This window comes from Streptomyces violaceorubidus, from assembly GCF_000717995.1.
GTDB classification, from domain to species: domain Bacteria; phylum Actinomycetota; class Actinomycetes; order Streptomycetales; family Streptomycetaceae; genus Streptomyces; species Streptomyces violaceorubidus.
Map to the genome: position 1 here is coordinate 405,387 of NZ_JODM01000002.1, position 13,948 is coordinate 419,334.

At 73.4% G+C, this 13,948-nt stretch carries 10 protein-coding genes; 3 read left to right on the forward strand and 7 right to left on the reverse strand.

Annotation, left to right across the window (positions count from 1 at the left end; translation table 11 throughout):
• Positions 1 to 23 precede the first annotated feature (23 nt).
• From erm(O) to IE94_RS0105800, 4 genes are all read right to left on the reverse strand, one after another.
• On the reverse strand, positions 24 to 806 hold the full coding sequence (gene erm(O), locus IE94_RS0105785) for a 23S rRNA (adenine(2058)-N(6))-methyltransferase Erm(O) (protein ID WP_030179132.1): 783 nt from the start codon (positions 804 to 806) through the stop codon (positions 24 to 26).
• Between the two features lie 312 nt (positions 807 to 1,118).
• On the reverse strand, positions 1,119 to 2,411 hold the full coding sequence (locus IE94_RS0105790) for an ABC transporter substrate-binding protein (RefSeq protein WP_030179134.1): 1,293 nt from the start codon (positions 2,409 to 2,411) through the stop codon (positions 1,119 to 1,121).
• Positions 2,411 to 3,244, reverse strand: a complete 834-nt coding sequence (locus IE94_RS0105795; RefSeq protein WP_030179137.1) for a carbohydrate ABC transporter permease — start codon at positions 3,242 to 3,244, stop codon at positions 2,411 to 2,413. Before IE94_RS0105795 ends, IE94_RS0105790 begins: the two co-directional genes overlap by 1 nt.
• Positions 3,241 to 4,191: a carbohydrate ABC transporter permease gene (locus IE94_RS0105800; RefSeq protein ID WP_030179139.1), complete on the reverse strand. Its 951-nt coding sequence runs from the start codon at positions 4,189 to 4,191 to the stop codon at positions 3,241 to 3,243. Before IE94_RS0105800 ends, IE94_RS0105795 begins: the two co-directional genes overlap by 4 nt.
• A 150-nt stretch (positions 4,192 to 4,341) precedes the next feature.
• Between IE94_RS0105800 and IE94_RS0105805 the strand changes: the two genes are divergently transcribed.
• Complete coding sequence (locus tag IE94_RS0105805) at positions 4,342 to 5,208, forward strand: phosphotransferase enzyme family protein (protein ID WP_030179144.1); 867 nt, start codon at positions 4,342 to 4,344, stop codon at positions 5,206 to 5,208.
• A 28-nt stretch (positions 5,209 to 5,236) separates the two neighbouring features.
• Here the strand turns inward: IE94_RS0105805 and IE94_RS0105810 are convergent, their stop codons facing one another.
• Together IE94_RS0105810 and IE94_RS0105815 are read right to left on the reverse strand one after the other, a co-directional pair.
• Complete coding sequence (locus IE94_RS0105810; protein ID WP_030179147.1) at positions 5,237 to 5,971, reverse strand: 3'-5' exonuclease; 735 nt, start codon at positions 5,969 to 5,971, stop codon at positions 5,237 to 5,239.
• Between the two features lie 114 nt (positions 5,972 to 6,085).
• Positions 6,086 to 7,333: an SAV2148 family HEPN domain-containing protein gene (locus IE94_RS0105815; protein ID WP_030179149.1), complete on the reverse strand. Its 1,248-nt coding sequence runs from the start codon at positions 7,331 to 7,333 to the stop codon at positions 6,086 to 6,088.
• Between the two features lie 365 nt (positions 7,334 to 7,698).
• Here IE94_RS0105815 and glgX point away from each other — a divergent pair, with 365 nt between their 5' ends.
• Positions 7,699 to 9,807 (forward strand): glycogen debranching protein GlgX, encoded by a 2,109-nt coding sequence (glgX, locus tag IE94_RS0105820; RefSeq protein ID WP_030179152.1) that lies wholly within the window; start codon positions 7,699 to 7,701, stop codon positions 9,805 to 9,807.
• A gap of 85 nt (positions 9,808 to 9,892) precedes the next feature.
• Complete coding sequence (treY, locus tag IE94_RS0105825; RefSeq protein ID WP_030179155.1) at positions 9,893 to 12,289, forward strand: malto-oligosyltrehalose synthase; 2,397 nt, start codon at positions 9,893 to 9,895, stop codon at positions 12,287 to 12,289.
• 120 nt (positions 12,290 to 12,409) lie between these two features.
• Here treY and IE94_RS0105830 read toward each other — a convergent pair whose 3' ends face one another.
• Complete coding sequence (locus tag IE94_RS0105830) at positions 12,410 to 13,735, reverse strand: M14 family zinc carboxypeptidase (protein WP_030179157.1); 1,326 nt, start codon at positions 13,733 to 13,735, stop codon at positions 12,410 to 12,412.
• Positions 13,736 to 13,948: the final 213 nt, after the last annotated feature.

A 13,948-nucleotide genomic window follows, 5' to 3' on the forward strand; every position in this document is an offset into this window, starting at 1 on the left:
CGTCTCGTACAACCGATTTCGCCTCACGCCGTCAGCTCCTCGTGCAGCCGCAGCCACCGCTCGGGCGCGACCTCGCCGACGAGCACGCCGGGATCCAGCCGGGCCGCCCGGAACGCGGCGTCCACCCGGCGGCGCGGGTGGGCACGGCGCAGGGAGGCGTGCAGCGAGCCGCCGACCCCCGAAAAACCCAGCTCGACCAGGTCCGCCCAGGTCCGGCGGGCGGCGGCGCCGGTGAGCAGCGGCGTACGGCGCCGTGCGACGCGGAGGATGCCGGCGTCGACGCGCGGCGCCGGGCGGAATCGGTGGCGGCCCACCCGGCCCACCAGCCGCCACTCGTGGCCCGGCCAGGTCAGGATCGTGAGCAGGCTCCAACGGCCGTAGTCGCCGGTGCGTTTGCGGGCGTACTCGAGCTGGGTGACGAGGGTGGCGTCGGTGAGGCCGGGGGCGCCCAGGCACCAGTCGACGATGTCGGCGGTGCGCGAGAAGGGCACGTTCCCGGCGACCGAGAACGGCGTGCGCGGGGGCCGGGCGGTGAGGAAGTCACCGGCGACCACGTGGACGTGCGGGGTGCGCGCGAAACGGGCGCGGAGCGCGGGGACGAGCCGGGGGTCGATCTCGTAGGCGTGCAGTTCGCGGCTGCGGCGGGCGAGCGGCTCGGTGAGGGCGCCGTCGCCCGCGCCCACTTCGAGCAGGAGGGGCGGGCGCCGGCGGTCGGGGACGGCGAGCCGCGCGACCCGTTCGGCGGTGGCGCGGTCGGCGAGGAAGTGCTGCGAGAGCGTGCGGGCACGCGGGGTGGGGCGGGCCATGGCCTGCGGTCCTTGTCTTCCGTGACAGGAGGGGAAAAGGGCAGCCGAAGGCCCTGACCGGAAGACGAAGACGAAAGGGGATGCGAAGGCTCAGCCCCGCCGCACGCGCGTCGGACGCGTCGGACGCGTCGAGCGCGTCAGCGGCGGGGGGACCCCGGGCCGGTCAGGGCTCCGGGGCCGCGACGCATCCTGATGGAGTACGTCGCGCCCCGGCCGAGACCGGAGTTGAAGATCGCGTTGAAGGCTGCCACGGAGGCGACGCTAGGCGGGCGGGTGCCCGGCGGGCAAACCCTTTTCGCGCGGCGCCCGCCGTCAGCGCTGGTACCGGGCGAGCACCAGGTTCCCGTCCTCCTCCAGTCTGTGGCGCAGCTCGTCCATGCCGATGGCGCCGCTGTAGTACTCCTGGAGTGCCGGTGTCGCCACCTTGTCCTTCCACTCGGCGTACCCCCGCACGGACTGCGCGGGCGCGGAGCGCAGGTGTCCGGCGAGGGCGGTGCCGGTGGCCCAGCCGTGCTCGGCCGTGTGCAGGGCGGGGTCCTTCAGGGCCTGCTCGCCGGTGGGCAGCATCCAGTCGCCGAGGGCGAGGCGCACCATGCTGTCCGGCTGGAGGAGGAAGTCGAGGAACGCGGCGGCTTCCTTCTTGTGCGGGCTGTCCTCGGCGATCGACAGGGTCTGCGGACTGACCCCCTGGGCCGGCCCGTCGGCACCGGCCGGGGCGGGCAGCACCTGCCAGTCGAAGCCCTCGGGCGCCTGCTGCTCGATCTGCTGGCGGTAGGAGAAGCCGAGCGGCACCATCGCGTACTTGCCCGCGAAGAAGCCGGGCAGGGTGTCGGAGCCGCCGCTGCCCAGGGTGGTGGGCGGGGCGCTGCGATCGGTGCCGACCTGGTCGTGGATGGTGCGGGGCACCACCTGGTCGCCGTCCTCGAAGCGGACCGTCACCCTGCCGTCGGCGCCGCGGTGGAACAGCTTGCCGCCGGTGGACAGGGAGAGGTTGAGCGTGGCGGACACGGGCTCCTTGAGCGGCCAGGCCACCCCATAGGTCCCGTCGCCGCTCAGCTCCTTCGTCACCCGCCGGAACTCCGCCCAGCTCCAGGGGTCCGCGGGTGTCGGAACGCGGACGCCGGACTTCCCGAGCAGGGTGGCGTTGGCGATCAGCACCCGTGGCTCCTGGAGGAAGGGCACGCCGTAGACGCCGTCGCCGAAGCTGACCGTCTCCCAGCTGCGCTGCGGAATGTCCGACTTCAGCCGCGCGGGCAGGAGTTCGGTGAGGTCGGCGAGGTGGCCGCCGTAGGCGAAGTCGGCGAGGTCGTCGGAGGCGTCGTGGACGATGTCGGGTGCCTCGCCGCCCTCGAAGGAGGTGAGCAGCTGGTCGTGGACGCTGTCCCAGCTGCCCTGGACGTATTCGACGCGCACGTCCGGGTGGGTGGCGTTCCACTCCCGCACCAGTTCCCTGGTGGCCTTCACGGACTCGTCCTGCCAGGCCAGGGACTGGAAGCGGAGGGTGACCGCGCCGTCGTCCGCACCGTCGCCACCGCCCGAGCAGCCCGCCAGCAGCAGGACGGCACAGGTGAACAGGGTGAGGAGCTTCGTGGGCGTGCGCGTCATCAGCTCTTCACCGCCCCGGCGAGCATGCCGCCCGTGATCCGCCGCTGGATGAGCGCGAAGACCACCAGCGAGGGCAGGGTGGCGAGGAAGGCCGCCGCGGCGAGCGGTCCGAGGTCGGCGACGCCCTCGGCGCCGATGAAGTGGGTGAGGACCACGGGCAGGGTCTGTTTCTCCGGCGTTTTCAGCAGGACCAGCGCGAAGAAGAACTCGTTCCACGCGGTGATGAACGCGAACAGGGCCGTCGCCACGATCCCCGGGGCGAGCAGCGGCGCGGTCACCGAGACCAGGGTCCGCAGCCGCCCCGCGCCGTCGACCGCGGCCGCCTCCTCCAGCTCGCGCGGGACGGCGCGGACGTATCCGGCGAGCATCCACAGCGCGAACGGCAGCGACCAGACGACGTACACCATGACCAGGCCGGGCACGGAGTTGATCAGGCCGAGGTTCTTGAGGACCAGGAACAGCGGGATGATCAGCAGGACGAAGGGGAAGGCCTGGCTGACCACGACCCACCCGGTGGCCGCCTTGGCGAGCCGGCCGCGGCGGCGGGCCATGACGTAGGCCGTCGGGGTCGCGATCAGCACCGCGATCACGGCGGCGCCGAGCGCGGCGAGCAGGGAGTTGAGCCCGGCGCGCAGCAGCGGCTGCTCGTCGAAGGCCTGCCGGAAGTTGTCGAGGGTGGGGTCCTCGGGGATCCAGGTGGGATGCAGACTGGCCAGCTCGCGCGGCGGCTTGAACGCGATGGAGACCAGCCAGAGGAACGGGAAGGCCAGGAAGCACAGATAGGCCAGCAGCGCCGCGTACTGGCCCGTGCGGGCCGCGGTCGAGGTCCTCACGCCTCGTCACCTCCCTCGAAGTCGTCCCCCCGGAGCCGGCCGACGAGGAAGACGGCCAGCAGGATCGAGATCACGGCGACCATGACGCAGCCCATCGCCGCCGCGTAGCCGAACTGGCCGTAGCGGAAGGCCTCCTCGTAGGCGAAGAGCATGGGCAGCCGGGTGCGGCCGCCGGGGCCGCCGTTGGTCAGCACGTAGACCAGGGCGAAGGAGTTGAAGTTCCAGATGAGGTTGAGCGCGGTGATGGCGAGTGCGACGGGTCTGAGGGCGGGCCAGGTGACCGTGCGGAAGCGGCGCCAGGCTCCCGCCCCGTCCACCGCGGCCGCCTCGTGCAGTTCGCGCGGGGTGTTCTGGAGTCCCGCGAGCAGGGCGACCGTCGTCTGCGGCATACCGGCCCAGACGCCGACGACGACGACGGCGGGCAGGGCGGTGCCGAGGCCGCTGAGCCAGTCGTGGCCGCCGCCGAGGCCGAGGTCGCGCAGGGTCTCGTTGAGGATGCCCGCCTCCGCGTTGTAGACCAGCCGCCACATGATGCCGACGACGACCTCGGGCATCGCCCAGGGGATGATCGCCAGGGCCCGGGCCGCCCAGCGCATCCGGAGGTTCTGGTTGAGCAGCAGGGCGAGACCGAGGGCGAGCAGGAACTGCGGCACGCTCACCCCGACGGCCCACACCAGGCCGATCCGGAACGACTCCCAGAACAGCGTGTCGTGCAGCAGGTCCTGGAAGTTCAGGGTGCCGGTCCACCGGGTGGGCTCGGTGCGGCCCGACTGGGCGTCGGTGAACGCCAGCAGGACGCCGTAGAGCAGCGGCCCCACGCTGAGGACCAGGATCGGGATCAGCGCGGGCAGGACCAGGAACCAGGCGCCGTGGTCCGGCGTGCCCCGGGGGGCGTCCGGGCCGGGCGCACGGCGCGCCGGCCTTCTCGGCTCGGTCACCAATGTCACGTAATCAACCCCTTTGCGCGGCTCGGACGGGCCTGGTCATGGTCGTGAAGTGACCGCGTCCCGTCAAGGGGCCCGGACACGGTCCCACCTGTGCGAATGGGACACTGGCCGACGGACGGCGGGACGGTACGGACACGGAGGCGCGGGACGATGGACGAGGCACGGGCGCGGGAGGTGCTGGCCGAGGCGGGTGTGCTGCCGGGCCCGGCGTCGGGGGCGCGGCTGCTGGCACTCGGCGAGAACGCGGTGTTCGCCGCCGGGGACCTGGCGGTCAAGGTCGGCCGCGACGCCGAACTCCTCGGGCGGGCGCGCCGCGAACTGGCCGTCGCGCTCTGGCTGGAGGAGGCGGGCGTCCCGGCGGTGCGGGCGGCCGAGCCGACGGCGCTGTTCGTCGACGGCCACCCGGTGACCGTGTGGCGGCGGCTGCCCGAACCGGTGCGGCCCACCGAGCCCCGGGACGTGGCGGCGCTGCTCCGGCTCGTCCACGAACTGCCCCTCCCCTCCTCCTTCGAGCTGCCGCCCCGCGAGCTGCTGGGCGGGGTGGAACGCTGGCTGCGGCTGGCCGGCGACGTGATCGACCCCGCGGACGCCGCGTACCTGCGTGAGCGCCGGGACGGCTTCGCCGCGGCCGCCGCCGCGCTCACCCCGCACCTGACGCCGGGCCCCATCCACGGCGACGCGCTGCCCCGCAACGTGCACGTCGGTCCCGGCGGGCCGGTCCTGATCGACCTGGAGACCTTCTCCGCCGACCTGCGCGAGCACGACCTGGTGGTGATGGCGCTCAGCCGGGACCGCTACGGGCTGCCCGCCGAGGCCCACGACGCCTTCACCGCGACCTACGGCTGGGACGTGCGCGAGTGGGACGGCTGCGCGGTCCTGCGCGGCGCGCGGGAGACCGCGAGCTGTGCGTGGGTGGCCCAGCACGCGCCGAGCAACCCCAGGGCACTGGCGGAGTTCGAACGCAGGGTGGCGTCGCTGCGGGACGGGGACCCGACCGTGCGGTGGTATCCCTTCTGACCCGGCGCGACCGCCCCGGGAGGGAGCCTCAGACCCGCTCGTCGGCCGGCTCCCCGGCCAACTCGCGCAGGGGCCATCTCCCGTCGACGACGGCCGTGGCGTCGCCCTTGCGGCGCAGGAAGCTCTGGAAGTCCGCCGCCCACTCGGCGTACCACTCGATCTGGCGGCGGTGCAGGTCCGCCGGGCCGAGGGCCGCGACCTTGGGGTGGCGGCCGGCTATCGCGCAGGCCAGCCGGGCGGCGGCGAGGGCGTCGGCCGCGGCGTCGTGGGCGGCGTCGAGCGGGACGCCGTACTCCCGGCAGACCGCCTCCAGATTGCGCTTGCCCCGGCGGTAGCGGTCGACGGAGCGGTCGATGGTGTAGGGATCGATGACCGGGGCGGGGTCCAGGCCGCCCAGGCGCTCGCGCAGGGACGGCAGCCCGTGGCGCCGCAGCTCGGCGGAGAGCAGGGTGAGGTCGAAGGCCGCGTTGTAGGCCACGACCGGGACGCCCGCCTTCCAGTGGTCCGCGAGGACGTCGGCGATGGCGTCGGCGACCCGGTCGGCGGGCCGGCCCTCACTGGCCGCGCGTTCGTTGCTGATGCCGTGCACCGCGACCGCGTCCGCCGGGATCTCCACTCCGGGGTCGGCCAGCCACTCCCGCCGGCCGAGCGGCTCCGAGCCCCTGACCTCGATCACCGCTCCGGTGACGATGCGCGCCTCGCGCGGGTCGGTGCCCGTCGTCTCCAGGTCGAAGCCGATCAGCAGCTCCCGGTGCCAGCCCATGGGCGGTCCCCCTTCTTGGTGGTGCTTTCCCCCAGTGGTCTCCACCTTCCCACGGGCCACTGACAATCAGAGGATCGCATTCCGCTTACGCCCGCTCCGACCCCGGGGCGATGTTCAGGACACCGGGCGCGAATCCGCCCACATCAGCTCGAACTCCTCACGGTAGGTGGGGAAAAGTCCGCCTTCGTCGAGCCGGTCCGACTTCACGACCTTTCCCCCGTTCCGCCCGTTGCGCAGGACGAGGACCGGAGCCTCCATGCCCCGGGTGCGGCGCAGGTAGGACTGCACCACCGCGATGCCGTCGGCGCCGTCCCCGTCGACGAGGTAGGCCGTGAAGCGGGGCGTCTCGTCGAAGACCTGGATCTCGAAGGCGCCCGGGTCCCGCAGCCGGGCCCGCACGCGGCGCATGTGCAGGATGTTCATCTCCACGGCGCGGCTCAGCTCGCCCCGCTTGATGCCCAGTTCGCGCTCGCGGCGCTTGATCGCACTGGAGGCCGGGTTCAGGAAGAGCAGCCGCACCCGGCCACCGGCCTCGGCCATCCGCAGCAGGCGGCGGCCGGAGAAGTTCTGCACGAGCAGGTTGAGGCCGATGCCCAGGGCGTCCACCCGGCGGGCGCTGCCGAACAGGTCCTCGGCGGGGAACTGGCGCAGCAGCCGCACCCGGTCCGAGTGCACGGCGACCACGTCGGCGTAACGGTCCCCGACCAGGTCCTCCACGGCGTCGACGGGCAGCCGGCGCGCGGACGGCACGTCGCTGCCCGCGCCGAGGATCTCCAGCAGCCGGGCCGAGGCCCGCTCGGCCTGGTTCAGGACCGCCTCGGACAGGGCACGGTTGCGGGAGACGACGTTGCGGGTCACCTCCAGCTCGTCCAGGGCCAGTTCGACGTCGCGGCGCTCGTCCACGTAGGGCTCGAAGCAGGGCCAGTGCTGCACCATCAGCTCGCGCAGCTGGGGCAAGGTGAGGAAGCTGAGGACATTGTCGTCGGCCGGGTCGAGCAGATAGCCCTTGCGGCGGCTGACCTCGCGTACCGCGACGGCGCGCTGCACCCACTCCTGGCCCGCGGGACCGGCGGCGGCGACCACCCAGTCGTCGCCGTGGACCGGTTCGTAGACGGGCCGCAGGACGGCGGCCACGACGGCGCGCAGCCGCTGCTCGACGAGGTTCAGCCAGATGTAGGCCCGGCCCGCCCGCTGCGCACGCGTGCGCACCTCGTGCCAGGCCTCGGCGTCCCAGTCCAGCTCCGGACCGATCGCGCCCGCGTTCATCGGCCGCGCCAGGGACACCGCACCGGGCGGGACGTCCGTGGAGTTCCCCTCGTGACCGTCGTCACCAGGGGGCAGCTCCAGCCCTCCCGAGCCCACCCGAGTACCGCCTTCCGCTCCCCCGGACCCTGCCGGGGACTCCCCGTCCCAACGATCAAGGAAGGGTACTCCGGGAGCGGTCCGCGGTGCAGCCCGATGGACGGGCCGGTTTTGCCAACTTGCTTGATCCACAAAGGTGTTCCGGCCGTGCTCACACCGAGGAGTGAGCGGATTCATAGCGGTGACGCGGAAGGGGTACGGCGAAGGGGGCCGGGCGACTGCCCGGGGCTCGGACGGAGCAGATCGCCCAGGGGTGGGTAAGAGGACGTACGTGCTAGGTGGTCGCCTCACTTTCGGGGAGACTTCCGGGGGACTCGCAGCCAAGGCGTCCGCACCGGCGCCCCACACCTGAAAGAGTCGTGTTCATGCAGGTCTGGCCTGGAGAGGCGTATCCACTGGGTGCCACGTACGACGGCGCCGGCACCAACTTCGCGGTCTTCACGGAGGCCGCCGACCGAGTAGAGCTGTGTCTGCTGCACGACGACGGCTCGGAGACCGCGGTCGAACTGCGGGAGAGCGATGCCTTCGTGCGGCACGCGTACGTACCGGGCGTGATGCCGGGGCAGCGGTACGGGTACCGCGTGCACGGCCCGTACGCCCCGGAGCGCGGGCTGCGCTGCAACAGCGCCAAGCTGCTCCTCGATCCGTACGCGCGTGCGATCAGCGGGGCGGTCCAGTGGGGCGAGGAGGTGTACGGCTACCACTTCGGCGAACCCGAACGGCGCAACGACCTCGACTCGGCCCCGCACATGATGACGTCGGTCGTGGTCAACCCCTACTTCGACTGGGGCGACGACCGGCGCCCCCGGACGGAGTACCACCACACGGTGATCTACGAGGCCCATGTGAAGGGTCTCACCATGCGGCACCCGGGCCTGCCCGAGGAACTGCGCGGCACCTACGCGGCCCTCGCGCACCCGGCGCTCATCGAGCACCTCACGGGGCTCGGCGTGACCGCGCTCGAACTCATGCCGGTCCACCAGTTCGTCAACGACCACCGGCTGGTGGACATGGGCCTCAACAACTACTGGGGCTACAACACGGTCGGCTTCTTCGCTCCGCACAACGCGTACGCCTCCTGGGGCGACCGCGGGCAGCAGGTGCTGGAGTTCAAGTCGGCGGTCAAGGCGCTGCACGAGGCCGGGATCGAGGTGATCCTGGACGTGGTCTACAACCACACCGCCGAGGGCAACCACCTGGGCCCGACGCTGTCCTTCAAGGGCCTGGACAACCCCTCGTACTACCGGCTGGCCGACGACCCCCGCTACTACATGGACACCACGGGGACCGGGAACTCGCTGCTCATGCGGTCCCCGCACGTCCTCCAGATGATCATGGACTCGCTGCGCTACTGGGTCACCGAGATGCACGTCGACGGGTTCCGCTTCGACCTCGCGGCCACCCTGGCCCGGCAGTTCCACGAGGTGGACCGGCTGTCCTCGTTCTTCGACCTGGTGCAGCAGGACCCGGTGGTCTCCCAGGTGAAGCTGATCGCCGAACCCTGGGACGTGGGCGAGGGCGGCTACCAGGTGGGCAACTTCCCGCCGCTGTGGACGGAGTGGAACGGCAAGTACCGGGACACGGTGCGGGACCTGTGGCGCGGCGAGCCGCGCACGCTGGCGGAGTTCGCGTCCCGGCTGACGGGCTCCTCCGACCTCTACCAGGACGACGGGCGCCGCCCGCTGGCCTCGATCAACTTCGTGACCTGCCACGACGGCTTCACCCTGCACGACATGGTGTCCTACAACGACAAGCACAACCAGGCCAACGGCGAGGACAACCGGGACGGCGAGAGCCACAACCGCTCCTGGAACTGCGGTGTCGAGGGCGACACCGACGACCCGGCGGTGCTGGAGCTGCGGGCGCGGCAGATGCGCAACTTCATCGCCACCCTGCTGCTCTCCCAGGGCGTCCCGATGATCAGCCACGGGGACGAGTTCGCCCGCACCCAGCGGGGCAACAACAACGCCTACTGCCAGGACAACGAGCTGGCGTGGGTGGCCTGGCCCGAGGACGACCACGACCTGTTGCGGTTCACCCGCGCGATGGTGTGGCTGCGCAAGGACCACCCGGTGCTGCGCAGGCGCCGCTTCTTCCACGGGCGTCCGGTGCAGGGCACCCACGACGAGCTGTCGGACATCGCCTGGTTCACCCCGGAGGGTGCGGAGATGACCCAGCGGGACTGGAACTCGGCACGGGCGTCCGCGCTCACGGTGTTCCTGAACGGCAACGCGATCTCCGAGCCCGGCACGCGCGGGGAGCGGATCGCCGACGACTCCTTCCTGCTGATGTTCAACGCCGCGCCGAAGCCGCTGGACTTCGTGGTGCCGGTCGACCACGGCAGGCAGTGGGAGGTGGTCGTCGACACCGCCCTGGCGACCGGGGTGCCCGCGGGCACGGGCCCGAAGGTGCAGGCCGGGGACCGGCTGACCCTGGTGGACCGGAGCCTGACGGTGTTGCAGCGGCCGGTGTAGCGCGGCCGGCCGCCGCGGGCCGTCCCCCTGCACCCGTCAGGGGGACGGTGACAGGAAAGGCGGCGGGGCGGGTACGTAGGTTTCCATGACACCTGAGCGACCGGACCCCGCCTCCCCCGCCTCCGTCCCCTCGGCCACCTACCGGCTCCAGCTTCAGCCGTCCTTCCCCTTCAAGGCCGCTGCGGCGGCCGTGCCGTACCTGGCCTCGCTCGGCGTGTCGCACCTGCACCTGTCCCCGGTCCTGGAGGCGGTCCCGGGCTCGTCGCACGGCTACGACGTCGTCGACCACGCGCGCGTGCGTGCCGAACTGGGTGGTGAGGAGGGGCTGCGGGCGCTGTCGCGCACCGCGCGGGAGCACGGTCTGGGCCTGGTGGTGGACATCGTGCCCAACCACATGGCGATGTCGCCCCGCCACAACCGGGCCCTGTGGGAGGTGCTGCGCGAGGGGCCCCGCTCGCCCTACGCGCGGTGGTTCGACATCGACTGGCAGGCGCAGGACGGCCGGCTGCTGCTGCCGGTGCTGGGCGCCCCGGTCGGCGAGGTGCTGGCCGACCTCCGGGTCGACGGCGACGTGCTGCGCTACCACGAGCACGCCTTCCCGCTGCGGGACGGCACGGCGGACCTGCCGCTGCCGCGGCTGCTGGACGCGCAGTGGTACCGCCCGGTGTGGTGGCGGCTGGCCCGCACCGAGCTGAACTACCGGCGCTTCTTCAGCATCTCCGAGCTGATCGGCGTACGGGTGGAGGACCCGGAGGTGTTCGAGGCGACGCACGGCACGATCCTGCGGCTGCTGCACGAGGGCGTGGTCGACGGACTGCGCGTCGACCATCCCGACGGCCTCGCCGACCCCGACGCGTACCTGGATCGGCTGCACCGGGCGAGCGGCGGCCGGTGGACGGTGGTGGAGAAGATCCTCGCGGACGGGGAGCGGCTGCCCGCCGCCTGGCCCGTCGCCGGTACGACCGGCTACGACGCCCTGCGGCACGTCGACGGGCTCTTCGCGGACCCCGACGGGTACGGGCAACTCCTCGACCACTACCGCCGGTTCGCCGCCCCGCGGGGGGACGGGGGCGGGGACTGGGCAGCGACGGTGCGGCGCGCGGCGTACGGGGTGCTCACGCACGAGCTGGCCACCGAGCTGGACCGGCTGACCCGGGTGGCGCACCGCCTGTGCGCCGCCGCGCCCGACCCCGCGCTGCGCGATCGGGCGCCCTGGGCGCTGCGGACGGCACTGCGGGAGCTGCTGGTGCGGCTGGAGGTGTACCGGCCCTACACCTCGGTGGACGCGGCGACGGTCGTCACCGAGGAGGCGGCGGCCGAGGCGCGGCTCGCCTTCGCGGTGCCCGAGGAGGCGGGCGCGGTGGACGTCGTACGGGGTCTGGTGCTGGGGCGGTACGGGGACGGTCCCGATCACGCGGAGTTCCGGACGCGGTTCGCGCAGACCGCGTCGGCGCTGCGCGCCAAGTCCGTCGAGGACACGGCCTTCTACCGCTACGTGCCGCTGCTGTCGGCGACCGAGGTGGGCGGCGACCCCGGCCGTCCGGCCGTGTCGCCGCAGGAGTTCCACGCCTACTGCGCGCGCGTGCAGCGCGACTGGCCCGCCACGGGCACGGTCGTCTCCACCCACGACACCAAGCGCAGCGCCGACGTGCGCGCCGCGCTGGCGGTGCTCACCCAGTGCCCCGCGCGGTGGGCGGACGTGCTGGGGGAGGTCACGGAGCTCACCGGCCCGGACGAGGGTCCCCCGGACGGGCAGCTGGCGTGGGCGGCCTGGCAGACGGTGTTCGGCCTGGGCCCGGCGGACGGGGAGCGCGTGCGGGAGGCGCTGCTGAAGCATGTGCGCGAGGCGGGGACGCACACCAGCTGGACCGAGCAGGAACCCGCGTACGAGGAGGCGGTGGCGCGGTTCGTGGCGGCGGGTCCGTGCGGCGCGCCGGGCGGGCGGGTGGCCGCCCTCCGCGAGGCGCTCGCCCCGCACATCCGGGCCAACGTGCTCGGCACCGCGCTGGTCCACCTCACGATGCCCGGCGTACCCGACCTCTACCAGGGCACCGAGCACGAGTACCTGGCGCTGGTGGACCCGGACAACCGCCGCGCGGTGGACTTCCCCGCCGCCGGGGACGAGGGCTGGGCCGGGGGCCCCGGGGAGAAGGCGGCGGTGACCCGGTCGGCGCTGGCGCTGCGGGCACGGCGGCCCGGCACCTTCGGTGACGCGGGGACGTACGAGCCGCTGCCCGCCGAGGGTCCGGCGGCGGCGCACTGTGTGGCGTTCGTCCGCTCCGGCCGGGCCCTGACGGCCGTGACCCGGCTGTCGCTGCGGCTGGCGGAGGCGGGAGGCTGGCGCGGCACCACGCTCCCGCTGCCGCCCGGCAGGTGGGCGGACACGCTGGCCCCCGGACGGGAATTCACGGGGCACGCGCGCGTGGAGGACCTGTTCGCGGACACGCCCGTGGCACTGCTGGAGCGGGTGGACACGGCGTAGGCCGCAGGCCGTAGGCCGCAGGCCGCAGGCCGCAGGCCGCAGGCCGCAGGCCGCAGGCCGCAGGCCGCAGGCCGCGCAGGGTATGCCGAGGACACCCCCCGGGGGGGGCAACCCCGCGCGTCAGTCGTGGTGCATCGGCAGCGCGGCCTCGGCATCCCGGTCGGGGTCGCCCGCGCGGGAACCGGTGCCGATCCGCCGTCCGGCCAGTTCGAACGCGGCGAGCACCACTCGGGTCTGGTACTCCACCTGACGCCCGACCGGTATCCAGTGCGCCGCGCAGCCGTCGCGGTAGTCGGCGCAGCCCTCGTCGACGAGCCGGTCCACCTCGGACAGCACGCCCGCCGGATCGCCCCCGGTCCGGGTGACCAGCTGGTGCAGCAGGCCCGCGGTGCGCAGCGACAGGCGCCGGCCGGCCAGCCGCAGCGCGACCAGGTGGGAGGTGTTCATCGGCGGCAGTGAGCGGCCCGTCCCATCGTCGGTGTCCGGGTCCCACGCGTCGGCGAGCCGGGGGCAGACCAGCAGGTAGTCGTCGACCGGCGCGAGCAGGTGCGCCGCCTCGGGCACATCGGCGAGGTGGGGCCTGAGCCGGGCGAGGACGCGGTGCAGGCGCCGGGTGTCGTGGCGCAGGGTGCGGCTCACGGTGCGCAGCACCGCGTCGCGGTCGGCCGGGGACGAGGCGTCGGCGACGGCCGCCACTCCCCACATGGGCGCCTCGACGACCGCCGTGACGGTGCCGTGCCGCCTCGGGTGGCACCAGGTCGAGTCGACGGCGGCCTCGGTGATGGCGGCGGTGAGGTCGCCGCGGCGGGGCGGCGGGATGCGGTAGACGGCGGGTCCGAGGTCGGGCCAGTACAGGGTGTCGTAGGCGCCCAGTTCGCGGGGTATGCCGAGCCGGGCCGCGGTGTGGGCGATGCGCTGGGCGAGGCCCGGCAGGTCGTGGGTCAGCTCGACGAAGCCGCCGCCGACGTCCACGCCGTGCAGGGAGCACTGGAGGAAGGGCCGCAGCTCGTCCTGGAGCGCGAGCAGGGTGCGGGTCTCGGGGAGCGTGGCGCGGGCCGGGCCGTCGGGCAGCCACTCGGGCTGCTCCAGGAAGCCGGGCCGGAAGAAGTTCCGGGCGTAGCGGCCCAGGGTGTACGGGCCGGTGAGCCAGCCCTCGTTGCGGCGCAGACCGTCGGGGTCGACGCACAGCAGCAGGTTCCAGGTGGCGTCGGCGCCCTCGGTGAGCCGGGGGTCGGCGACGGCCCGCTCGGCCAGCCGCAGGGCGGTGGCGCCGCCCACGGGCTCGTTCGCGTGCGGCCCTGCGACGACGAGGACCTGGCGGCTGCCGTGGCCGACGGAGAGCAGGAGCAGCGGGCTGCCCGCGCGGGAGGTGCCGACGCGGCGCAGCCGGGCGTGTCGGGGATGCCGGGCCGCGAGTGCGGCGGCCCTGGCCCCCAGCTCGTCCACGGTCGGGTAGCGCAGGAGGGGCGGCAGGGCACACCTCCACGAAGCGGGCCGTCGTTTCACCTGGCGTGCGCGGTGTACGCACAGTCAGTCACGACTTGCGGGGTACGTCAACACCGCGAAAAGCAAAGGGGTTTGCGCCACAAAGACGATCGCGACTCCGAGTGAAGCGCGGGCCACGGATCTACCCGTCCGGCGCCGGACAGCCCGGCTCCG

Excerpts from the sequence above, each read along its gene's own strand:
- IE94_RS0105790 (WP_030179134.1), bottom strand. The coding sequence starts at position 2,411 with ATGACGCGCACGCCCACGAAGCTCCTCACCCTGTTCACCTGTGCCGTC.
- IE94_RS0105805 (WP_030179144.1), top strand. The coding sequence starts at position 4,342 with ATGGACGAGGCACGGGCGCGGGAGGTGCTGGCCGAGGCGGGTGTGCTG.
- IE94_RS0105810 (WP_030179147.1), bottom strand. The coding sequence starts at position 5,971 with ATGGGCTGGCACCGGGAGCTGCTGATCGGCTTCGACCTGGAGACGACG.
- glgX (WP_030179152.1), top strand. The coding sequence starts at position 7,699 with ATGCAGGTCTGGCCTGGAGAGGCGTATCCACTGGGTGCCACGTACGAC.
- treY (WP_030179155.1), top strand. The coding sequence starts at position 9,893 with ATGACACCTGAGCGACCGGACCCCGCCTCCCCCGCCTCCGTCCCCTCG.